Annotated in this window: 20 protein-coding genes; 12 read left to right on the plus strand and 8 right to left on the minus strand. The window is 40.2% G+C overall.

All coding sequences use genetic code 11. The features are described 5' to 3' along the window. Positions 1–286 precede the first annotated feature (286 nt). From Q4574_RS20305 to Q4574_RS20320, 4 genes are all read left to right on the plus strand, one after another. Positions 287–835 (plus strand): PEP-CTERM sorting domain-containing protein, encoded by a 549-nt coding sequence (locus tag Q4574_RS20305; RefSeq protein WP_303477224.1) that lies wholly within the window; start codon positions 287–289, stop codon positions 833–835. Positions 836–883: 48 nt separating this feature from the next. Continuing rightward, a complete protein-coding gene (locus Q4574_RS20310) occupies positions 884–1,078 on the plus strand; it encodes a hypothetical protein (protein WP_303477227.1) in 195 nt (64 codons plus the stop codon). Positions 1,079–1,226: 148 nt separating this feature from the next. Beyond that, positions 1,227–2,246 (plus strand): endonuclease/exonuclease/phosphatase family protein, encoded by a 1,020-nt coding sequence (locus tag Q4574_RS20315; RefSeq protein ID WP_303477230.1) that lies wholly within the window; start codon positions 1,227–1,229, stop codon positions 2,244–2,246. A gap of 78 nt (positions 2,247–2,324) precedes the next feature. Continuing rightward, complete coding sequence (locus tag Q4574_RS20320; protein ID WP_303477233.1) at positions 2,325–3,293, plus strand: transposase; 969 nt, start codon at positions 2,325–2,327, stop codon at positions 3,291–3,293. Between the two features lie 540 nt (positions 3,294–3,833). On the opposite strand, the gene Q4574_RS20325 is transcribed toward Q4574_RS20320, so the two are convergent. Both Q4574_RS20325 and Q4574_RS20330 read right to left on the minus strand, forming a co-directional pair. Next, positions 3,834–5,432, minus strand: a complete 1,599-nt coding sequence (locus Q4574_RS20325; protein ID WP_303477236.1) for a methyl-accepting chemotaxis protein — start codon at positions 5,430–5,432, stop codon at positions 3,834–3,836. A gap of 182 nt (positions 5,433–5,614) precedes the next feature. Beyond that, positions 5,615–7,378, minus strand: coding sequence for a monovalent cation:proton antiporter-2 (CPA2) family protein (locus Q4574_RS20330; protein WP_303477239.1), 1,764 nt, complete (start codon positions 7,376–7,378; stop codon positions 5,615–5,617). A gap of 188 nt (positions 7,379–7,566) precedes the next feature. On the opposite strand from Q4574_RS20330, the gene Q4574_RS20335 reads away from it, so the two are divergent. After that, positions 7,567–8,124, plus strand: coding sequence for an NAD/FAD-utilizing enzyme (locus Q4574_RS20335; protein WP_303477241.1), 558 nt, complete (start codon positions 7,567–7,569; stop codon positions 8,122–8,124). A 45-nt stretch (positions 8,125–8,169) separates the two neighbouring features. Here the strand turns inward: Q4574_RS20335 and Q4574_RS20340 are convergent, their stop codons facing one another. The 3 genes from Q4574_RS20340 to Q4574_RS20350 are packed head-to-tail and all read right to left on the minus strand — an operon-like array spanning position 8,170 to position 13,720. After that, a complete protein-coding gene (locus Q4574_RS20340; protein WP_303477244.1) occupies positions 8,170–9,390 on the minus strand; it encodes a phosphoenolpyruvate carboxylase in 1,221 nt (406 codons plus the stop codon). Next, on the minus strand, positions 9,387–10,022 hold the full coding sequence (locus Q4574_RS20345; RefSeq protein ID WP_303477247.1) for a hypothetical protein: 636 nt from the start codon (positions 10,020–10,022) through the stop codon (positions 9,387–9,389). Before Q4574_RS20345 ends, Q4574_RS20340 begins: the two co-directional genes overlap by 4 nt. Next, positions 10,019–13,720, minus strand: coding sequence for an ATP-binding protein (locus Q4574_RS20350; RefSeq protein WP_303477248.1), 3,702 nt, complete (start codon positions 13,718–13,720; stop codon positions 10,019–10,021). The genes Q4574_RS20345 and Q4574_RS20350 overlap by 4 nt, the downstream gene beginning before the upstream one ends. Positions 13,721–14,091: 371 nt before the next feature. On the opposite strand from Q4574_RS20350, the gene Q4574_RS20355 reads away from it, so the two are divergent. The 3 genes from Q4574_RS20355 to Q4574_RS20365 all read left to right on the plus strand — a co-directional run bounded on the left by Q4574_RS20355 (position 14,092) and on the right by Q4574_RS20365 (position 16,132). Next, complete coding sequence (locus Q4574_RS20355; RefSeq protein WP_303477250.1) at positions 14,092–14,271, plus strand: DUF6435 family protein; 180 nt, start codon at positions 14,092–14,094, stop codon at positions 14,269–14,271. Positions 14,272–14,444: 173 nt separating this feature from the next. Beyond that, complete coding sequence (locus tag Q4574_RS20360; RefSeq protein ID WP_303477255.1) at positions 14,445–14,981, plus strand: manganese efflux pump MntP family protein; 537 nt, start codon at positions 14,445–14,447, stop codon at positions 14,979–14,981. 455 nt (positions 14,982–15,436) lie between these two features. Further along, the gene (locus tag Q4574_RS20365; protein ID WP_303477258.1) at positions 15,437–16,132 is read left to right on the plus strand and encodes a hypothetical protein; all 696 of its coding nucleotides are present in this window, start codon (positions 15,437–15,439) and stop codon (positions 16,130–16,132) included. A 90-nt stretch (positions 16,133–16,222) separates the two neighbouring features. On the opposite strand, the gene Q4574_RS20370 is transcribed toward Q4574_RS20365, so the two are convergent. Further along, positions 16,223–17,290 carry an alkene reductase gene (locus Q4574_RS20370; RefSeq protein ID WP_303477261.1) on the minus strand — a complete coding sequence of 356 codons (1,068 nt, stop codon included), beginning with the start codon at positions 17,288–17,290 and terminating at the stop codon, positions 16,223–16,225. 167 nt (positions 17,291–17,457) lie between these two features. Here Q4574_RS20370 and Q4574_RS20375 point away from each other — a divergent pair, with 167 nt between their 5' ends. Further along, on the plus strand, positions 17,458–17,988 hold the full coding sequence (locus Q4574_RS20375; RefSeq protein WP_303477263.1) for a hypothetical protein: 531 nt from the start codon (positions 17,458–17,460) through the stop codon (positions 17,986–17,988). Here Q4574_RS20375 and Q4574_RS20380 read toward each other — a convergent pair. Both Q4574_RS20380 and Q4574_RS20385 read right to left on the minus strand, forming a co-directional pair. Beyond that, positions 17,985–18,860 (minus strand): WYL domain-containing protein, encoded by an 876-nt coding sequence (locus Q4574_RS20380; RefSeq protein ID WP_303477266.1) that lies wholly within the window; start codon positions 18,858–18,860, stop codon positions 17,985–17,987. The genes Q4574_RS20375 and Q4574_RS20380 overlap by 4 nt on opposite strands. 253 nt (positions 18,861–19,113) lie before the next feature. After that, positions 19,114–20,577, minus strand: a complete 1,464-nt coding sequence (locus Q4574_RS20385; protein ID WP_303477268.1) for an HDOD domain-containing protein — start codon at positions 20,575–20,577, stop codon at positions 19,114–19,116. A 473-nt stretch (positions 20,578–21,050) separates the two neighbouring features. Between Q4574_RS20385 and Q4574_RS20390 the strand changes: the two genes are divergently transcribed. The 3 genes from Q4574_RS20390 (at position 21,051) to prpB (ending at position 23,190) form a co-directional block, all read left to right on the plus strand. After that, positions 21,051–21,242 carry a PLDc N-terminal domain-containing protein gene (locus Q4574_RS20390; RefSeq protein ID WP_303477271.1) on the plus strand — a complete coding sequence of 64 codons (192 nt, stop codon included), beginning with the start codon at positions 21,051–21,053 and terminating at the stop codon, positions 21,240–21,242. Between the two features lie 310 nt (positions 21,243–21,552). Continuing rightward, entirely contained in the window at positions 21,553–22,212 is a 660-nt protein-coding gene (locus Q4574_RS20395; protein ID WP_303477274.1) for a GntR family transcriptional regulator, read from the plus strand. 99 nt (positions 22,213–22,311) lie between these two features. Next, positions 22,312–23,190, plus strand: coding sequence for a methylisocitrate lyase (gene prpB, locus Q4574_RS20400; protein WP_303477277.1), 879 nt, complete (start codon positions 22,312–22,314; stop codon positions 23,188–23,190). Positions 23,191–23,218 lie beyond the last annotated feature (28 nt).

The raw sequence follows: 23,218 nt of genomic DNA on the forward strand, positions 1-23,218 counted from the left end.
GGTGTCAATAGACTATTTCATAAACGAACGTAGCCTAGTTGCTTACCTTACAAAAGCAAGACAATAGCAAGATACGCACCGTCTGCATCACTTTCAGTTTTTGAATTTCACACACAATGCGCCGTTGACGGCTAATCAACGCCTTTAAATATTTGTCGGTGTTTTTTACAAAAATTTCAAGGGTAATATTTTTTCATCATTAAAAACAAACACCTACCTAAATGGTTCGGTTCTTGCCTACTCGAATTAGATATTTGTAAATCAAAAATAATAATAAGGAACTAAAATGCTTAAATATATTAAAAATGTCCTTTTTGCTGGATTAATACTATCTAGTACGGCTGCCAATGCAGTGTTAATTGATTTTAATACAGTTATTCCTGATGAAGTAATACTCGTTAACTTCAATTCAACTGGTTTGGATTGGGTTTATGCAGGCCCAGTAGCACCAGAAGAATTCGGTCCAGGTAGCATCTATGCTCCTAGTTATCGGGCTAGTGAAGGATGGCGTTTTGCCACTCAGGTAGATTGGTCAATCCGTCCAGATTGGACAGACTTTGTTATAGGCAGTGCTGCTGTTACTCCCGTCGCTAGCTACAGCGATCATTCTACTTACCGGTTTGCATCTGAATACTGGAGTAACTTTAGTCATGTTGATCTCAATGATGCAGCAGCAGGCCGTATTACTAATGGATTAGATATTGGTTCACTCGATGGTGTTTGGGAAACCTTTTATGTTCGTGATACTGCGCAGGTTACTGTACCGGAGCCTTCAACAATTGCTCTGATGGCACTTAGTTTGTTTGGATTGATTATCACAAGACGTCGACGTTAAATAAATATCATCACGCTAATTGATAGCCCGCATTTCGCGGGCTTTTTTGTGGTATATCATTACTTAATTAGCATGGACAGCCACAGCAAAATTAGGGAATTAGCATGGACAGCCACACAATTAGCATGGACATCCACAGAAGAATTAGCATGGACAGGCACTAATAATCAATTGGCATGGACAGCCACAAATCAATTGGCATGGACAGCCACAGACCTGACCTTACGAAAAACAACTACCTAAAATGATGCCTGTCCATTTAAGTCACATGTAAGTCATATTATTCAGTTTTACTAGGCTCACTTTAGCCGTCCTCATAACCATCAACGTCGGCTGTGAAATAAATTTGTTGTGTTATATTTATAGAAACCATTTCAAATAAAGAATCCCTATGTTGAAAACTTTGATGACGTTGATTTTTGGCATGCAGGTAACTTTGAGCGCCGCCCAAATGACTGCGCATACAAATACAACTACTTTGGATATCACACTATTTGAAGACTTAAATCAGCATATTGTGACAGATGATATCAATGTGTTTTCTTGGAATGTATCGGGAGATGCATTTTTTAAGGAACCCTATCTATTTAAGGCTTTGGTAGAAAAATCAAAAGCAAATTTATTGTTGCTAGATGAAGTTTCTAATCAAACCACTAAGTCTCAACTACAAAAGGTATTACCAAATTCCAATATTACTACTGAAAATAATTGGTTCATTAGTATTGGGTTAAGTGGCGGAAGGCAAAGAAACGTTATAGCAAGCCGCTTACCTATCGAAGTTTTGCCTGAATTTTCTAGGATAGTGCCTTACCCAGAATCTGAAAAATTACGGTTGAAAAAGCGGATCATAAAAGCTGGTGAGATAAAGTATTCAAGTCAGTTAGATTCTGGCATCCCAGTAAATGGGGCTATTGTTAGTGATGGAGATAAACGATTATTGGTTGTTTCTCTTGACCTAGAATGCTGTGGTAGCGATCCGAGTAGCTGGGAAGAAGATAAGCGCAGAATTGAAGCCAAGGAAATAAGAAATATCATAAGAAGCGTGATTGCGCGAATTCAAATTGATGCCATTATTATAGCGGGTGATTTTAACTTGGTTAGTACGGTTAAGCCGCTAATTATCGTGTCGGGCCCCTATGAAAAGCCACACTTCGGTCTTATTGCGGCAGATCTCATGCATATTGATGGTAAGCAAACATGGACTTGGGACGGACGCGGAACGCAATTCCCATCAAGAGTAATGGATTTCGTCATTTATAGTCCAAAAGCGTTAAAGTTGGATAAAGGATATATTTTTGATCCAGAAGACATCTCACCCCAAGAGCGGAAGAATTTGGGGATCCCAGTAAAAGGCTTTTCCAAAGTATCAGAACATTTACCGATAATTACTAAATTTAGTTGGGTTAACTAGTGTTGGACAGCCACAAACTAGACTACAAGGTTAACCACATCAACTATGCTTAAGTATTCTTAATTCAAGGAATGAATTATGCCATTGCCACGGAAGCGCCAAATCAGTCTTTCAGACACCCCTTATTATCATTGTATATCCCGCTGTGTTCGTCGGGCTTTTTTGTGCGGCGAAGATAAACTGACTGGAAAAAGTTATGAACACCGTCGCCAGTGGGTAGAAGACAGATTGTTATTTTTGACCACGGTCTTTGCCATTGAAGTGTGTGCATATGCGGTAATGAGTAATCATACTCATGTGGTGTTACATGTTAATTCTGACAAAGCAAAACATTGGACGGATAAAGAGGTTGCTCAGCGCTGGCATAAGCTTCACAAAGGGACTCTGCTTTCACAGAAGTTCACATCTAAGCAAGCTACTGAGCTGATTGAGGCAGAGCTCAGTGAGGCTGAACACATGACACTCCAATCCACTTTATCCGTCTATCGAAGTCGATTAATCGATATCAGCTGGTTTATGCGAGAATTGAATGAGCCTATTGCCCGACAAGCAAACCAGGAAGATAACTGTACGGGGCATTTTTGGGAAGGGCGATTCAAGTCACAAGCCCTGTTGGATGAGCATGCTTTAGCTGCATGTATGGTGTACGTAGATTTAAATCCAATACGGGCCAAAATGGCAACCACCCCAGAATCATCTAACCACACCAGTATAAAGCGTCGCATTCATGATTTTAAGAACGGTTATCAACCCTCTACCTTAATGCCCTTTGTCGGTAACTCAATGCAGAAACAATCGCTAGGGTTAACTTTCGATTTAGTCGACTATCTAAAATTAGTGGACCTATCGGGTCGCAGAATCAATCCTGAACAACGAGGTGCAATTGATATGTATGAATCGCCCATATTGCAACGCTTAGGATTCAACGAACACACCTGGCAAGATATGTTTTTAACCTTTGAAACAATTTTTAGTGTGGCAGCCGGACAAACAGACACTTTAAAGCACTACAAACGAAAGCGTCGGCAAACGAGTTCATTGGGTTAACGCCTCCTCTTAAAATCACTTTTCATCTCAGGCATCTTTTTGCACAAAAGGCAGGCCTAGCCTCGCGCTAAATTCATTTTAAAAACACTTACCCAACGCAGATATCGAATCTCTGCATGCATTTATCTAAAATAACAGCCGATTATAGTTTTTTGTTGGTACTCACTAAAAAATATTAAGTTGTTATCACCACAACCTAAAAAGATGCCTGTCCATATCATATCATATTAGTACATATTAGAGTAAAGATGCCTGTCCATATTAGGACCTTTGGGTTAACGCCCTTCTGAATCACTTTTCATTTCAAGCATTTTTTCACAAGAAGCAGGTTTAGCCTCGTACTAAATTCATTTCAAAAGCACTTACCCAACGCAGATATCGAATCGCTGCATGCATTTATCTAAAATAACAGCCGATTATAGTTTTTTGTTGGTACTCACTAAAAAATATTAAGTTTTTATCACCACAACCTAAAAAGATGCCTGTCCATATTAGAAAGGTAGATTTCGTTAAGAAACCTATAAACATCTCATAAGTAATTTATTGTTCGTTTTTAGTTTTAAAGTCTCGGGTCGCTAGGTGAATACTTTCAAAAATAGATGACAGTACTTTTGACGCGCCTTCCATTCGGTTGACTGCTAACTGCGAGCTTTCGCTCAAGCCAACAATTTCCGAGATATCATTATTCACGTTGGTGTTTTGACCTTGTTGCAACTCAACAGCAGCTTGCACTTGCAAGTTCAAATCGTGAATTTTGCTAAAAGATTGACTTAAAGCATCAATAATTTCTAACGAAGACTGTGTTTGTTGAAGTCCATCAGCGGCTTGAATTTTACCTTCAGCCATGGCAGAAACAGCTTCATCCGCTGCATTTTGTAGCTTGTGTACATTTTGTGATATAAGTTGCGTCGATTGCTGAGTTTTCGTTGCCAAAGTACGTACTTCGTCGGCCACAACCGCAAAACCTCTGCCCGCACCACCAGCTCTAGCAGCTTCAATAGCAGCGTTTAATGCCAGCAAATTGGTTTGATCGGCAATACTATTAATCACATTTACCACATCGCCTATGTCATCAGAGTCTTTTTTCAGTGTCGATATAATATCCGACGCATAATTAGTCGCGTCCATCACGCTTTGGCTAATCGTCACGTTTTGTTTAAACACCATTCGACCTTGGTCAGCTTCCTTAGTAGATGCAGCAACAAATTCTGATGCTTTTTTAATGGCTCCATCAATTTCAATTCCAGTTTGAGTTAATTGCTCAACACGGTCACTGGTTTTTTGAGTCAAATCAACTTGGCTCTTCAGACCATGTTTTACGGTTTGAAACGCCTCAACCAAGTCATTGATGATTTCACCGAGTTCTTTCAATTCGCCAAGAATGCGACTTAACATTTTGCTCAAGTCATTTTGAATGAGCTTTACATTATCAGTTACCCGACCAATTTGATCTCGAGTAGTACTTTCAATCTGACCGGTGAAATCCCCCGCTGCAATTTGTTTTGAAACATCCGTTAAGCGATTTAACGGTGTAAGCACGCTGGCATTAATAAACCAAGACACCGCTAAAATACAGATTAAAATCGTTACGATTATGATCACATTGGTATAAATAAACACTGAACTGGCGCGGGATTCAATTTGCTTTTTCAAACCTAAAACGTATTGATTAGTTGCTTCAACTGCGTTATTTAAGCTCTTAGTTGGTGCTCTATCTATGCCTTTTACACTGTTGTCCGCAACGGCAATATCGAAGCCTGAAGTTAAGAAGGAATCATAACCAGACTCATATGCCAGCAGCATTTTAGGGTAGCTCACCGAAAAGTCTTTAACATGACTGTATGCAGGATGTTGCTCTGACATATTGTTTAAAATATTACTGTATTGGGCGACAATAGTTTGTCCATTTTGAACAAACCTTCCCCAATATTTTTCAAGCTGCTCTGGGTCTTTGCCTCTTATTAAGGTGTTTTTCCATTCTTGAACTTGTGTTTTAAAGCGCACATTTAACGCAGAGACTTCGGTAATATTAGTTACTTCTCGATTAACGGTGGCAGAATACTCCTGAGTAACCGAGTTTAATGAAGACAGCCCAATATATACTGCGACTAAAATTATCAATAAAATAGAACAAATCAAAAAAAGCAGCTTGTTTCGTATATTTAGATAAAAGAATTCAAACACTAGCGACTACCTTGAGCTGTAGGATGAGAAAAATGCATTTATGCAATGCAATAAACAAGTACATATTGCCGGCCGGTAAGCCTATGCTGTTAAGATGACATTTTTGTTACACTACGACCCAAAGTGAGTATTTTAAACTAGTTTCCACCGATCTCTTTAATATCATTGGCAAATAAAGTTTCCAAATCGGCCCGCCCTTTTTTACTTAGTTCAATTAACTCATCTAAATTAGAATCAGCCTCAATCACTTCCTTAAGGATTTTTTCATCATGTTTTTCGAATATGTCACACATATGTGTAGCCTGTTTTTTGTCAAAACCAAAATCCTCTAAGACGAACTCAGCTGCACGCAATCCAGACCAAAAGAGTTCCCTAACAAATCGCAAATTTTCTACCTTAGATAAACGCATTACCGCGTTACGATTGCGTGCTCTAACCACCATCTTCACATGGGGAAATTGTTCACTTACCAGAGCGACGATTTTGAAGGTGTCTTCGACATTGTCCACCGCAATTAATAGAATGGAGGCCTTTTCAATGCCCGATACCTTCAATAAATCTAATCGAGTAGCGTCACCATAAAACACTTTATTACCGAATTTTTTGACAAACGCAATGTGCTCTGCATCTTTGTCTAAGGCAGTGAAAGGAATTTTATTGGCAGCCAAAATACGCCCTGTCACCTGACCGAACCGCCCAAAACCGGCTATTAGTACTCTCGGCTCATCTGTATCTCTTTGTGAGTCGTACACTGCAGGGCAGTTTTGGCTATTAAACCAAATACTATGTAATATCACTAATGGAGAGGTTAACGCCATTGACACCCCAACAACCAAGGTGACTTGGTTGGCCAGTGTTGGCTCAAGAATATTTGCACCACTGGCTGCCCCCATGACCACAAAAGCAAACTCTCCCCCTTGAGACAGCATAAGAGCAATGCGCACTGAGTCTGTATTGGTTTGTTTTGAAAACTTAAGAATGCTGAAAATAATCAGTGTCTTGATAGCAAGAAGTGCTAATGCAGCGGCAATAATGAATAACGGATTATGGAAAAACAAAGCCAAGTCTAAATTCATACCAATAGCGATAAAAAACAACCCTAACAACAATCCTTTGAAGGGTTCAATTTCCGCCTCTAATTGATGTTTAAAACTTGAATTGGCAAGCAGTATACCAGCAACAAATGCCCCCATACCCATCGATAATCCAGCTTCTTGCATCCCCAAGGCTGTAGCAATAACAATTAACAAGGCTGCGGAAGTCATAATTTCAGCATTTCCCCAATGGGAAATCAGTCGTAGAAATGGGTTGATCAGAAACTTTCCAATAATTAGTACCGTTACAATTGCAGACACGCTTATCCACCAGGCTGGCGAGTCGACATCAGGAACAGTGGAAAGACTTTGTACTAACAGCAAAATGGGGATAACGGCTAAATCTTGCATCAACAAGATTGAAAACCCTTTTTGACCTGGTGGGGTCTTTAAAATTTTTTGATTTTCCATTAATTGAATGGCAAAAGCAGTAGAGGAAAGTGCCACGGCCAAGCCAATCACTATGGCTGCTGTCCAGTCAGTACCAACAATATACTTAACTGAAATCGCGATAAAACAGGCGCTCAAAAATAACTGCCCGCCCCCCGTAAAAACAATCTGATCACGCATTTTTAAGAGTTTTTTAGGTTCTAATTCTAGGCCGATGATGAACAACAAAAATACAACGCCAAGCTCCGCAAAATGTAAAATGGTTTCAGGTGCAGACACCCAATCCATAATCGATGGTCCTATTATCATACCGGCGACTAAGTACCCCAGAATTGCCCCCAACTTCAAACGTTTGAAAATGGGTACAGCAACCACTGCCGCAGCCAGAAAAATCATTGTTGAACCTAACAAACTCATAAATATTCTCTCTTGGATTTGCGCATGGCAAAGGTTTTAATTTTTCTACAACTATTCCATCGTGTAAACAACTTGTGTTGGTATAGGAGCAACAATATAAATTGTACAAAAAATAAACAAATATGTTTTTTTGTACTAATATTGTTCTTATGCTTTAGAAACAACTCGACAGCAAAAGGGTACTTTAGATGAAAAGACAATACTACATAAGTGATGACTTGAATGACCTAAGTGTTATCCAAAGTGAACTTGAAGATAAAGGATTGAGTGCACCTCAATTACATGTGTTAAGTGAAAATGATGCTGAAGTTGAAAAACACCATTTACATGCCATTGAGTCCGTGTTGAAAAAAGATATTGTACGTTCTACAGAAATGGGAGCAATAATAGGTGTAATCGGCGCAACCTTAGTTTTACTGCTAGCGTATAGCATGAATTGGCACCTTACCGCGGCAGGCTGGATCCCTTTTGGCTTTCTTGCAGTAGTCATATTAGGGTTTTGCACTTGGGAAGGAGGCCTAATTGGTATTCAACTGCCTAATTATCAGTTCAGACAGTTTCAAAAACTGCTAAAACAAGGGAAACACATCTTTTTTGTGGATGCCTCCGAGCAACAGTTAGAGATTGTCGAACTTGTAGCCAGTCAACACACCAACCTTAAGCTCGCAGGAAGCGGCGAATCACCACCAGAATGGGTAGTCAAAAGCCAAGATAAATTTAATAATTTTATGAAAGTCATGCCCTAAGGCATTTCCTCTCACATGACGCAGAAAACTGCGCCATGTGAAGTGTTATCTTAACCCTAACTCCACATCTCGAATAATGAAATTACCATTGTATACAGGATGCGGCTCCCCACTTTGTTCAATGGCAAAATACGACTGCTCTTCCGACGTTAACCCCTGATAACCACCAATCACTTGGTATAACCAAGCTTCGGTATCAAATGCCAATTCATGCTGCTGATAATATTCGAGAGCAGTTAAACGCTCACCAGTATCAATAACCTGACAGAAATATCCCTCTACGGCTTTCTTGAGCTTGTCTTCAGCAAACTCGACTTCACTTTGTTTTTCTACATGAATTTGATGGGCAGCTCGCTCGGGTTGATAAGACTTCTGCGGTCGGTTTAAGGTCTTTATTGCACTCACTAGTTTTTGTAAATCTTGCTCATGTTCAACCCGCGTCACATCGACAGCAGCAGCTTTTATTACAGCTTCCGCCTGATTAAACAACATAGGTACTTGAGTTAATCCACAATAGTTGACTGGCACAAAACTAGGCGAGTGCTCCATGTGCAACAAAAAGCCTTTAAGTAAGCGAGTACGACCACGTAACTCTCTAAAACGGCCTAGCAATGACAATAATCGAGCTTGTACTATCGATAGTTCTTGGGTTACTCGGGAGAAACTGTGTTGCAAGGTCACTATCAATAAATGGCGTAATTCTCGATTACTAGCGGCAATCTCACTGAGTTCATCAAATTGGAACATTTCCAATTCTCCTAATAACTCGGAAACTTGAGACTGTGCCAATTGATTTTCACGTATCTTAGCATCAATAGAAGAGACATAACCGAATTCATTGTTAATGCGGCTAAACAACACACGTACATTGTTTTCTAACGACTCCGTTAGGGCATAAACATGTTCTGTTAAATCAGAAAGATGGGCGTTCGCCTCGGTAAATCGTTGATGTTGCAATGCTTCTTTATAATGATCAGCAAGGGTTTTAAGCCCTTTTAAGGCTGAACCAATATTGGCATCTATTTGGCGATTACGTTCGTCATGGAGACTTCCTTCGAGTAACTGCCTTACCACATTTTTCAAACGTAAATCAGCGTCAGCATCTGGCCGCCATAAAATACCCATTTGCACTAAACTATCAATAACTTTGGGACTAAATTTCGACTCGTCCACCGTGCCAGATAAATACACCTGCATCAGAAGATCAGCATGTCGACTTAACGCATTAAGCAGCTTAACTCCGGCTTGATGTAAATTCTGATTCATATCAGACTTCCCTGCTGCACAGCACTATCAGCTTGCTCAGACAAGGATAACGACTCTGTTTCATCGATAAACTTAATTACTTCATATAGATATTCCACTTTCCCAGTGGCAATAAATATCTGTTTGTCCTGGTTAGGTCGCAACATATAGCCCAAATCAGTAAGACGCTTAAATACCTGTTTAATCTGACCATCAACCGAAACACTGGTGGAACCAAAGAGTTTGTAATGGGAAATTTTGGCTAACTGTTCGGCAAATGCTGGGGTATCTTCAATGGTCAATTGAATTTCTGCCAAGCGCAAAGCGGTACCTTGGGTTACAGGTACATCAGTGCCGCTGGCTTGCTGAACCAACAATAACCATTCAACTAAAGGAACCAAGTGACTAGAGATGTCCTGAAATTGACTGGTTAGCACTTTACGCTCGTTATCGCCAAGCGTTTGATAGGCAGCGTAAAACACCTCTCCTTCAGCGGCACTGGCCAAAGTACGATTTAACATATTCAACTGCCCTTCAATTTTATCGCTATTGCCTGATGTTTTCAGAAAGCGCCACCCATCTTCATCACTAATTTGACAAATAAAAGCCCCCGATAACAAACTCTCTAGAATACGCCCTTGTTCACTAATCATAGGTTAACTCCTTGCTCAGTTTGTTTGCGCTTTTGAATACGCTCGGCAATAGCACTGACTTTAGGCTGAACCACTTGCAGTTTTCGCGTGGTTTTATCAATCAAATAGCGATTATCAAACAACGTCAATACTTCAGATTCCGGGTTAGGGAATGCCCCCACCACACTAATATTATTGTTCTGACAGGCATCAAATATTTTCTTCACATTACTATGATGCAAGGTGCCTAGCTCATCAATGGGCCAGTGAATAGTTGCATCTGCATTCCCTCGTAACAAACGCGTAAAGGCCAGTAAAAATTTACATAAAATTAAGTAGGCCATACCATGACTAGAAGATTCATTTAACTGGCGATCCGTGCGAATCACCAAATTCGAATTACCTTCTTTAATGTGCAGCTCAATATCTAATAACTTACTGATCCCGCCACTCAACGCTGCCCGTCCAAGAATGTCTAACACCTTACGCATGCTCTGGGCATACTCATCATCAGGAAGTTCAACCGCACCACTTTTCATCCATGCCTGGTAGAGCTTATTAAACTGGGCTAACTCAGGCCAAAACTCCAACTCTGAAATACGCGAGCGAATTTTCACCGCTGAATCAGATACACCATCGAGGAACAACTCTTCATCAACTTCTTTACTGATCCGCTTACTTTGGCTGGCGATACGTTTATCAATATCTTCCAAGACATTGTAATATTGGGTTAAATCTGCGCCAAAAATGCGCCCTTGTTCACGCAAACCATGGAGTTTTTGCGGTACAACTTCGTTTAATAGCTGCGCCAAATGGTTCACCATTCTTCGATGATCGATGTTTCGAATACCTTGATCATTGACTACCGCACATTCATCTCTAGAACGTTCCCAAATATCAGCTAAACCTGTTCCCGATTGGGCCGCAATAAGTTGGTCAAAGTGCTCCACATATACCTTGATGTCGCCCAACAAACGATCACGAGTTTGCAATAATTCTTGTCCCTCAGATATACGCTGGGCAATGTTAACGGTATCCGGTTTAGCAGACATATTGGTCTGACTATTTTGCTCCGTTTTCACCAGTTTAAGTTTACCTAAACTACGATTTATATTTAGCACGTCAGTATGCTGCTCTCTTGCAGTGCGAAGATCTTGTTCCAGTTGTATTTGCTGATCTTTGCTTTTTTGGCGCTGTTCTTTGAAATCAGCTTGTTTTTGGTTTAACAAACGTTCCGCTTTACTTGCCGCTTTTTTCGCCGTTGTTAGACTTTGCTGCCATGTAACTTTGTAGCCGACAAAATAAGTTTCATACCAACGCTGGTAGTCTTTCACTTTGTGACGATGGGTGTCTGTGTAAGTGATGTCTTTTTGCAATTGTTTTATGCGCTTTTGCAACGTACCAATATCGTCAACATCAACCCCTCGATTATTCAGCTCATCTTCTTTCCATTGCTCGATTTTTTGTTTGTCTTCTGCAGCAATGTCTTTGGCTTTTTTGATATGGCTGTCTACAACCGCAATATTAGATTGAATATCTTGGATCAGCTGTTGCCAGTGGAATTGATGTTCTGTTTCCGCTTCTCGCTGCTGATCTTTCACCTCGGCAATGGCTTCAGCCTGTTGCGTTTTGCACTTAGCCTGCTCACTTTGAATACTGCTCAAGCGTTTTTTATTCTGTTGCTTTCGCTGTGACAATGCGTGGGCATACTCTTGTTGAACCTGATCTTTGTCTTGTTGTGCTCGCCTACGGGTTGCTTCGGCCGTTTTGCAGGCACTTTCCGTTTTCGCTTGTGCCAGTTCTTTGTTACGAACTTCTTCACTGGCCTTGGCTAAATCAAGCTCTGCTTCATTCTGTTTAGCATTGGCTTTATCAAGAAGCTGTTGAACATCACTGAGTTTTTGTTGAAGTTGATTTTCAGTTTCTGCGAACTCCGACATATCAACGGCATGTAAATCCAGTTTAATCCCAAAAATGCTGTTGGCGTCTTCATGCAATGATGGTTTTAAATCTTTGCGCTTAAATAACTCGGGATGCAATACCTTACCAATATTGTCTTGCCAGTCAGGTCGCTCTTTGCGTAAAAACTCCAGTAAACTGTTTTCTCCCGGATACAAAATCCCTTCGATTTTGTCTAATTGATGCTGTGCCTCTAATTGACTCCGGCGGGCGTCTTCCAGTATGCCATTGGCTTTGTTGCGCTCCTGACTTGCCAGCACAAACTCTTGTTGCGCTTTGCGATGTTTCTCGCGGGCTGCATCTTCCGCGATACCCGCCTCTTTTAAAGTCGCATCAAGAATATCTAACTGACTTTGCTCAAACTCGTCGAACCCTGCATTTTTAAGCGCTGCGGTTATTTCTGTATACTGGGTTTTAAGCTCGTCAGCTCTTTGCCGATACTCAGACTCCACGCTACTAAGCTGGCCTTGATAGTCATCTTTGATTTGCTGTAATTTTTGCTGTTCCTGGGATTTTTGTTCAGACAGTTTATCTTGTAATTGGTTTTTTTCTTCAGAGTAACCTTCAAGCTCTTCATTCAATTTTTCACTGATCTGGGCGATGCGCTTATTAAAACTGGCTTCAACATCTTGGTGTTTTTCAGTGAGCAAAGCATAGCGGGTTGAAGAGGTTTCTAATTCACTTTCCCACTGGGGTAATTGTTGCAAATTACTTTGTAGGGTTTCAATATCTTGGGATTGCCAATCATCGTATTCGTTTTCTATTTGTTCTAAATCAGACTCTAACTTTTCCGAGTCTGCTTTGGCCACAGACAAATTCTGATTCAACTCATCCCTTTCATGTGTCCAATCTGACTCGCGCTTTTTACTCGCCAGTTGCAGTTCATCTAATTCACGCTCAAATTCAACCACATTGGCTGCCAATGCGCTGCTGTCGAGTGAAAATTGCTGTTGCAGTTCACTCAGGCGATACTCCGTTTGATTAAGTTGGTGATCCGCTTGTTCCAATTTTGCGAACTCAGGACGTATGGCATCGAACTCTTTAATCAGATGGCACTCTTTAATCCAATCTTCTACCCGGTTTCGACTTAAACTCGAACTCGGCGGCTGTACGCCATCTTCTTCTAAAATAGCGGCAATCATGGCTTTGATGGTTTCCATCTTGCCTTCTTTAGAGTGCACGGCTTTGGCTAGTTTTTCGATGTGTCTGAGGTGATTGGCCTGCTCACACAAGCTGAATATTCTCGCATAGCCTAACAATTCTCGACTATTGGTGCTGTCGTTTAAAACCCCTCTGTCGTTTTGTAAAACGGCTTTAAACTCTTTGGTATTGAGTAAATTCGTCACCAAAATATTCGCCCGCTTTAAACTACGAGCCAATTCATTCATGGTAACGCTACTGTGCTCGCCTGCTTTGTTTTTGTATAAATAATCATCAAGCTCGAAAGGTTTACCAATAAACCGATAATTTACGCCATTTCCAGACGAAGCCAGAACAACCTGGCACAAATCGCCTTCGTTACGCGCGTATTCATAAACAATAAAACTAGATTCTCTGGGTAAATACCACTTCTCGAAACTATCTCGAGTAGAAGGTACAACTCGACTTGGATATTCCCCGTAAAAAACCGGAATCAATCGTTGCAAGGTGGTTTTACCAGACGCGTTGGTGCCACATATATTGGTATGACCGTTTAATTTTAATTCCACAACACCTGGCAGGTGAGTGTCGATGAGAATAATGCGATGTAACCCAGGCATAAACATCCTAATTTATTATTATGATTGAGACAGCTAACTCGGGATTCAAATGCTTAAATGAAGGTAACTTGGAGAAGCAGGTGTAGAATTCCGTACAACCGCTGATTTTAGCGAGGTTTAATTCAATTTAACACCCTAAATATCAGTATTTATGAGCCAGCGGCAGATTAAAATTAGTGGATAAGCACAACTCTTTTGTAACTTTTTGATTTGGCCTCGGGATTCACCGCATTTTAACGCTTTATGGGAACTTCAATTACCCATTTCAGGTCAAAAGCAAAAAATATTAACTATTTGCACAAAAAAACGTGAAAACCCGTTCTTATCTTCTAGGATTAAAGTAACCATATTAAAAGGATTTAAATTGAACTATGTTTGGACTATTGAAAACAAATCCGATTAAAAAGCTTCGCAAGCAATATGATGAAAAACTCACCCAGTCGATGCAAGCCAAGCACGATGGTAATATGCAAGACTACGCAAAATTCAATGGCGAAGCAGAAGCATTGTTTGCAAAAATTGAGCAATATGAGATGAATTCAAAACCTTAACTTCCAAAATAATATTGTCTTAAGATCACACCAATACAATTTTTATATTTTCAATAAAAATGATTCCGGTATAATGCTCAAAAAATAATAGCCAAACCAGATTTTACGATTGCTCTGATTTTCATGGATTTGGCCAGCCAGATGCACTGACAAATAACATTGAGGAAAGGGAATTGATTGAAGTATTCATTCTCGCAATCGCTCTGAGTATGGATGCCTTTGCAGTATCTATAGGTTTGGGAGCAAAATGCCGTTCTGATGCTAACAACTTAGCTTATAAAACCGCTTTTTACTTTGGTTTGTTTCAAGGAATAATGCCGTTATTTGGTTACTTTAGTGGTAAAGGGTTGTCTTCATGGGTAAATGACTATGCACCATGGATAGCCTTCATGTTGTTGATATTAATCGGCGGCAAAATGATTTATGAGTCATTTGTTGAAAACATTGAAGATGACATTTCTCGCATCACGCACCGGATTTTACTCACGTTAGCCATTGCTACCAGTATTGATGCGATGGCAGCAGGTTATGCAATTACCTTAATGGATGTCAGTGTTTTTAGCGCCTGTTTAGTTATCGGTTTAACCACCTTTGGCTTTAGTTGGCTGGGTGTCAAAATCGGTGGAAAAAGTGGAACCATGCTTGAAAGTAAGGCCGAGCTTTTAGGTGGTATTGTACTCATCCTCATTGGTTTTAAACTCTTGTTATAAAACTAGCCTTTTTAACTTAGCATTAGGGTGTTATTAATTGATTGGCTAAAGCCTTCATTTCGACCGTTTTGAATAAATGCGCATTTCTCTCCTATTGTTTACTGGCAAACACAGCATCCAATTGTCAATTTGAGCTCGCTATATAGCCTTTTCGTAGGATGGCGATACTTGTATTGTTGCACACCATGAGACGTTTCAGGTAGAAAATGCTTCTTCGTACTCTAACTCTATATTTAAGGTCTTAGCAGATTCCCCCCCCAAAAATATATAACCGTTAGTTTTGAACTGGTTTCTCATTTTTTTCATATTTAGCTGTTCGATTACAGCCTAAAAAAAGATGAGTTTGTTTTAGACTAAAGTGCAATCACCTCTTGCCGTAGGCAAAGGTATAATAGCGGCGAATTTATATACGATATCTATAATTTACTATGGCGGTTTCAAACTCAAGGTTAAGTATGTTTAGAATAGTTTTTTGCTGGTTGTTATTAGTTATATCAACCACTGTTTTTGCACAAAGTGACGATGCGCCAGCAGAACCCTTAGATCCGGCCTATGAAGGTGTACATGGCATGGTGGTTTTTAATCATGCCTCTTCGTTGTTTGTATCCAATCTTCCAACCTATAGAAAGCCCCATAATGTTCAGTTAATTTATAAACTTACTCCCAAGAATCCGGCTTTAATTTATTTAACCAGAGATGCAGATTTGGTTACCATCAAACCAGTACCTTTCAATATTCAAAGGTTGATCAGGGGTGAATCGATAACGGTTAAGGCCGATGTGTATATTGGTCATTTTGAGCAAGGCGGCAGTTTGACCTATGAACAAATGGATATCACCTTTAGCGAACAAAAATACGTACGGGTTCTAGAAAAACTGGACGAACCAAATAATCGCCAAACCTACGACAAAGTTGAGCTAGGTTATAATAGTCGCGCATTGATCCACCAAATCCAAGGCGCTCCTAGCTATGACCATCTAATTTTATTGTTTGAAAATATCAGTTGCATTACAGATGTGAATGGGAAAAGTAGTGTTCCACCTGAAGATATGCTGAATTATCGACTGAGTTTTTGTGGCTCCATGAAACCGATTTTTTATCAAACAGAACCCTTTTCAGAAAAAGCTGCAGAAAGCCCCGTTAACCCTTAAAAGTTCGCGGTGATTTAAGTCAAGTACCGAAGCATACTCTGAGCCGCAATTGCACAGCTCAGGATAATTCCTTCTAGTAATTAGCGATGATTAGACTTGTGCTCTAGGGTAATCAGTGTAGCCATGGCCATCGTGGGTATAGAAGGTTTTTGGGTTAGGGGTCGCCAGATCTAACCCGAGTTTAAAGCGGCTGGGTAAATCGGGGTTAGCAATAAAGGCGGAACCAAAGGCAACGGCGGCGACCTTCCCGTTCATTACATCATCCTCAGCTTCGGTATAATCATAACCCATATTACTAATGATATTTCCCTGATAAAGCTTGCTTGCAACGGATAACACATCCCCTTGCTGTTTTTGCAGGAAATCAGCTCGCATGACATGGAAATAAGCCAGTTCATACTCATTTAACCTTTTCGCTAAATAAGCAGTTAAGCCCTCAGGATCACTGTCTCGCATACTGTTGGAACTATTCATCGGCGAGACTCGCAAGCCAACATTGCCACTGTCCCAAACATTGATTACACCCTCGAGAATTTCAAATAATAAGCGACTACGGTTTTCCAAACTCCCCCCGTAATTATCGTCACGGATGTTAGCACTATCACGCAAAAACTCATCAATCAGATAGCCATTAGCGCCATGGATCTCAATGCCATCAAAGTTAGCGGCTTTGGCGTTGATTGCCGCTTTTACAAAGCCTTCTACTATTGCAGGTATATCAGCGCGATTTAGGGCTTGAGGGATCACATATTCCTTTTTTCCCTCAGGAGTATGAACACTGCCATTAATGGCTAACGCACTTGGTGCCACAGGCGTGTTGCCGTCATTCAAAATAGGATGACAAGCTCTGCCGCCATGCCAAAGCTGCAAAACAATTTTCCCGCCGTTTTGATGCACTCTTTCGGTGACCTTTTTCCAGGCTGCAACTTGTTCATTGGAGTGAATGCCTGGCTCTCGATAAAATGCAGAATTGCCGGGCATGACCATAGTCGCTTCAGCAATAATCAGCCCAGCTTCAGCTCGTTGCCCATAATAGGTAGCCATGAGTTCAGTTGGCACATTATCTTCAGTCGCCCTGCATCTTGTTAATGGTGCCATTATTACCCGGTTTTTTAACTGAATATTGCCTAGTTTTAATGGCTCAAATAGTGCCGACATAGTTTTCCCTTAATTATTAAATACATATAGGAACGTATAGTGAATAGTATTGGATTTAAAAAAAGGAATTCAAGTGCAGCAGGCAAGTTCTTTATGCCTCTGGTATTTGCAATTTGAGAAAATTCATTACATTGTTATTAGGTAACTAAGGAGGCGAGCGTAAACTCATGAGTTTAGTTGACTATTCAAAACATTTTGGCGACAAGATCCAAGGTTCACGAAAAAACACATTGCTACTGAGTCTTGTTACTAAACCAAGACAAGATCCGCCAATGTCAGAGCAAGACCGCGAACAATCTTACCTTTTAGCCAGTATGAGCAAGCAGCACAGTTCATCAGTCTGTGGATTCCTGGGCGATTCGGAACACAACAAAGGTCTGTTACTGGCAAACATTGCATATAATTCTAAAAAGAAGGTGCTATTCATTCGCTCCGAGGAAATACACCAGCTATCACCATCTAATCTAGCCAAACTCATTGCCGATAGCCAGCAACATAATGCAATTATCTATTTTGACCAAGCTGACGACTTAATTAGCAATAATATTACCTATCGCAATAGCCACGAAGAAATAGACCTTGATTTAGTCTTTAGGGTAATCGAAAAATATCAAGGTCTAATTATCTTTTCGTTAACTGAACTTGTTAATGCTGAGCGACTTAGAGCTAGACACTTCCGCGTCCTAGAAAGCCATTAAACTTTGTAGCCAGGGGCCAACTGTGTATTTTCAACGCCAGTTAGCACGTCTAAATTAGCTAAGGCTAATTGACAACCTTGGCCTCTAAATTTATGCCCTTGAGAGCAGTCTACTTGCCACTGTCTGAGTAAATAAGCGGCCAATGCAGATCGCACTTTCACCCTTAACTTACCTTCCACCATGGCATAATCTAATTCGATAGCTTTGGGAAATTGGATACTAGGGTGTGCCACTAAAACCAATTCAATTTGATTATTCCACTGACCATCAAATTTGCGGCTTTCAAGGGTATTAATGTCTTGGGCTAAGGGATTAACAAAGGTAAATCGAGTACACACAAAATCTCTAAAGCTTTGATGTTTCCTGTCGTAGGCTCGCACGTGCCAACGATGTCCATTGTTAACGATTGCATGGGGCACAATGACTCTGGTTGACTCACCAGAACTAATTGAAACATAGCCACATTCAATGGGTTGCTTCATATGAATAGCACGCATTAATGCAGCAATAATATTCTGGTCTGGATGAATTAACCGAACCGCATCAAAACATTGCTCGGATGGTTGTACACCGTTAGAAATACCATTACCAAAACCACGGCTCAATGAGGTTAAAATCACTTCGGGATCATGTTTGAATACCGGTTTGAAATCATTTGTACGGTGATAGTTTTTGGTTTGATGAACTAGGATTAGATTTTTCGGCGCAAGGGCTTTGTAAGCACTGAAGTCACGAGTTGAAGCTGCTAAACCTGTTTTAAAGCGTTGAATTAAATCAGTGCGCGCTACATGCCCAAAATACTGTAAGCTAAAATCTATGAACGCTAAACGCTCTTTTTGACCATGATTCATCGTATCTAATTCATTTTCCATGCTGATATTCCCAGACTGTTTTTCCAACTATATGGGCTTTAAAACCCAAATACAATCATTTTGATGGCATCAATTTGATTTTTTCCGGAGTTTTTTGACAAAAAAACAATTAAAACGAAAAAAATAGAAACTTTTTTAAACTTTTTGGTGGGTTTGCGCGTCGTACTTAATGACAGCGTAGTGAACTGTCGAATCTCCCTGGGCCGTAAGCAGAATATGCTAACGGCTTTTTTATGAATTAAGCAAAAATGAATTACGATTGAAGTCGTTTCGAAACGTAGGATAGGCAGAGATTTAAGTGCTCAGCGATTAAATCAAAATGTGAAAAATCACCTTCTGTAAAGTAACCCACATTATCAAAAATTTGCCCGCTTATTATTCCCACTACTTTGGAATTAACTTTGACAGGAGACAAACATAACACACCACGTTCGATAAACTGCTCTGATTCAAAGGTCAAGTAGTCTCGCCATTTTAAGTCTTTAAAGTTTTCGACAAATATACTTTCATTTTGATCCACAGCATAACGCATAATGTTCTGTGAGTCGGCCAACGCAAAAGTATAGTGAAAGCGCACAGGCTCGCCATCGCTGTCGACACTCTGTCTGCACTCAATTTGTTGTTTGTCTTGACTAAATCCCCAAAAGCTACAGCGGTGAAAATGAAATATTTGCGACATGATTTGCAAAGTATGAGTTAGAAACTCATTCATACTGCGACTCGTTTTAGTTAAAGTATTTAACGATTTAATGCCAATAATGAGTTGTTCTTCAATGGTCAAATTTGCTAGCTCGACGGGACTTGGTAAACCGCCAAAATCTTGGGGCTTAGGTAAAGGTTTGATATAACTTTCCAACTCCGTAGCATTATACGAACCCAGCAATTCAACGGCGAGTTTACGAGTAGACTCGATTCGCAATTTTAGTTTATGTTCATCCACATTGATTAGTGAACTTACATCTTTGATTAACTGATCAAACTTCGCCTTATTTTTAGGAGGAGAGCCAATCGCTTCACTGAGTTGATTCGATAAGCTAATAATATTCATCTCTTTAGTCCGGCTTTGGGGCTGATTCAACGATTTAATCAGTAACTCTCCCAAGTTCCAGGTCCGTGCCAGCCCTACACTCAATTCGCGAAATTTTATGCCTGCTGTAGATGCGCAGAATTGCTCAAACGCCAATTTAGGCATACCCGATTTTTGAATTAATTGACGCGTTAAAGGGTTACCTGTACTCCAAAATGAGGTCTCTCCGATGTTGTACATCATCGCAGCTAAATATACCTCTTCTTGGGTACTTTCATCGTAGTCTGGCACCATCATTTTCGCCAACAGACCAGCAAAAAAAGCATTGGCCATGAGTTTCATGAGGCGGTCATAGACCGATGGGGAAAGGTGTTTGCTATTCAATAAACCTTCCAATACCTTAGCGGTTAAACAAATATTTTTGACTGATTGAATGCCCAAAAAAATGGCAGCGCGGGAGACGGTTGTCACACGTTTTACCGGGGAGCGACTCGAACTGTTCGCTACTTTTAACAGGCTTGATGACAAAGCCTGATCATGTAATATCACTTTACTAAGACTGGGAATTGAAGATCTATCATCATTTGAGAATTTATCTAAAATACCAGCAATTGATGTAATTGCTGGTAATTCCTCTTTGGCAAGCAAGGCAACCCACTGATCTGACGTCAGCTTTGACTTTTCACGCATATATACTTCCAACCAGCAAACCGAAGCGGAAACACCTTGTCCAAACGATTGCTAAAACACCTATTAAGTCATCAATTACTTAATTACATTTTCATTACTGTTTTATTACCTCAAGGAGTATATCAGTGAAACTTGAATTGTCTGCACCTTTGTTTTCTGCTGTTTTGACAATGTTATTTATAAACAACAGGTTGATTAACCATGAATGCGTGGTTGCACATAATTGAGCAATGGTTAAATACATCTTAAAAATAGGCAAAATTACCACTTTTTAGTCAAAAGCCTTGTACATCAAACAACATAAAGCAGCTATCATATTGATATTATTGTATTTTCCATCTGGAATAAATGTTGCTCTATACAAGTGTCGCTTCTATAAAAATCAACTTAGTGACAATTGTTAGAAAACCCCTAACAAAATAATAATGTAAATACCCACCCATATTGTGGTTGCGGTAAAAAGGAGAATACAGATGTTTACTTTTTTATGTGGCTTAATCATTTTTTGTTTATGGCTAATTCCCATAGTGGCAATTGCCACATCAAATCGTACTAATGGAGGTGAAAAAGCGGCATGGTTATTAGCTGTGATTTTCATTTCTTGGTTTGCCTGGATATTTTATCTATTGCTGGCACCACTAAAATCTCCCCGCTACCAAGCCTAATTTACCCTTAGACCTATACCTCTATTTTTGTAGCAATAAACCACTCGACTAACCTTTTCCCCTTTCTCAAGGTTAGTCGAACCCATTATTAGGCAAATAATCATTTTCCCATTACCAACGGTTAACCGAAAACCATTTTCCAGCAGATATTCTCCACTGAGTACTGTCCATATCATCTTCGGTTAAAAAGTATCAATCTGACTTAGATCAATAAAAAGCACATATTGTCGACAATATAGAGATTATATGTTGAATTAATCACCCATTAGGTCTATATTGTCGACATTAAAGGCAATATGAAGATAATCTTTTGGTTAAATTTTTATCAGAATCACCGGTTACATCTGCGGATAAGACGTTTTTTCAGCTCCGTAAAGATATTGTTGAGGGTAATATTCAACCCGGTAGCAAACTAAGTGAAACTGAGTTGTCGACAAAATATGCTGTAAGCCGAGCGGTAGTGCGTGAAGCCATTAATCGCCTAGAAACCTGTCACTTAGTAGAGCGCAGAGCAAATGTGGGTGCCAGAGTTGTAACCCTAACACCTGAAGGCTTAATTCAGTTGTATCAAGTTCGCGAGTCACTGGAAGGAATGGCGGCGCGTTTGGCAGCTACCAATATGACCGATGAAGAAGTCAACGAACTTGAAACTTTACTGAGTGAGCATTTTCAAGAAGTTAAAGAAGGTCAGTCATATTACCAAGAGGCGGGCGACGTAGATTTTCACTACCGAATTATTGTTGGTAGTAAAAATGAGCATCTGATTTCCATGCTAATTAATGGCATTTATCACTTGGTGCGCATGTATCGAGTGCAATTAGGGATGGCCGGACCAAGAGTATCTACCGCTTTTGATGAACATAAACACATTGTCCAGGCGATTGCGAATCGCGATGGCGAATTAGCTGAGATGCTAATGCGTCGACATATATTGTATTCCAAAAATAATATTGAAAAGAAATTGCAGTAACGTAATTAACCTGAAATTGGGAATAATAAGCACTTATGCAACATGCTGTATTGCCATTTCAAGTTAACAAACTTCACCGATTGTTAAACAGAGGAAATTATGACTCCAGGCAAAAGATTTAGACAAGCATTGATTGAAAATAAACCGCTACAAATTGTCGGTACCATCAACGCATATTCGGCCATGATGGCAAAGCAAATTGGCCATAAGGCGATTTACTTATCTGGTGGTGGTGTAGCTAACGCTTCATACGGCTTACCCGACCTAGGCATGACCTCCTTAAATGACGTAATTGTTGATGTACAACGTATTACCTCGGCGTGCGACTTGCCATTATTGGTCGATATCGATACTGGTTGGGGTGGCGCGTTCAACATAGCTAAAACCGTACGAGATATGGAAAAAGCGGGAGCAGCGGCTGTGCATATGGAAGATCAGGTGGCGCAAAAACGTTGCGGACACAGACCAAATAAAGAAATCGTATCCATTGAAGAAATGGCTGATCGTATCACGGCAGCAGTGGATGCTCGTACTGACCCTGATTTCTTCATTATGGCGCGTACCGATGCATTTGCTCAAGAAGGTTTAGAAGCGGCAATTGAGCGTGCTAAAGCTTATGTAGCAGCAGGCGCAGATGGCATTTTCGCGGAAGCAATACAGACGGAAGAACATTACCGAGCCTTCTCTGAAGCCTTAGATGTACCTATTTTGGCGAATATTACCGAGTTTGGTAAAACTGAATTGTGGAACAAAGAGCAACTTGCTGAATGGGGCGCTGACATGGTGCTTTACCCATTAAGTGCATTTAGAGCGATGAATAAAGCAGCAGAAACAGTCTACACGGCAATTCTAAAAGATGGCGACCAAAAAGCGGTGGTAGACAGCATGCAAACCCGCATGGATCTGTATGACTATCTCGGCTACCACGATTACGAGCAAAAGTTAGATAGTCTTTTCTCGCAAGGTAAGAATAAATAACCCTTCATTTTTTAATACATAAAACAGG

The sequence above is a fragment of the Aliiglaciecola sp. 3_MG-2023 genome, assembly GCF_030548205.1.
Lineage (GTDB): Bacteria > Pseudomonadota > Gammaproteobacteria > Enterobacterales > Alteromonadaceae > Aliiglaciecola.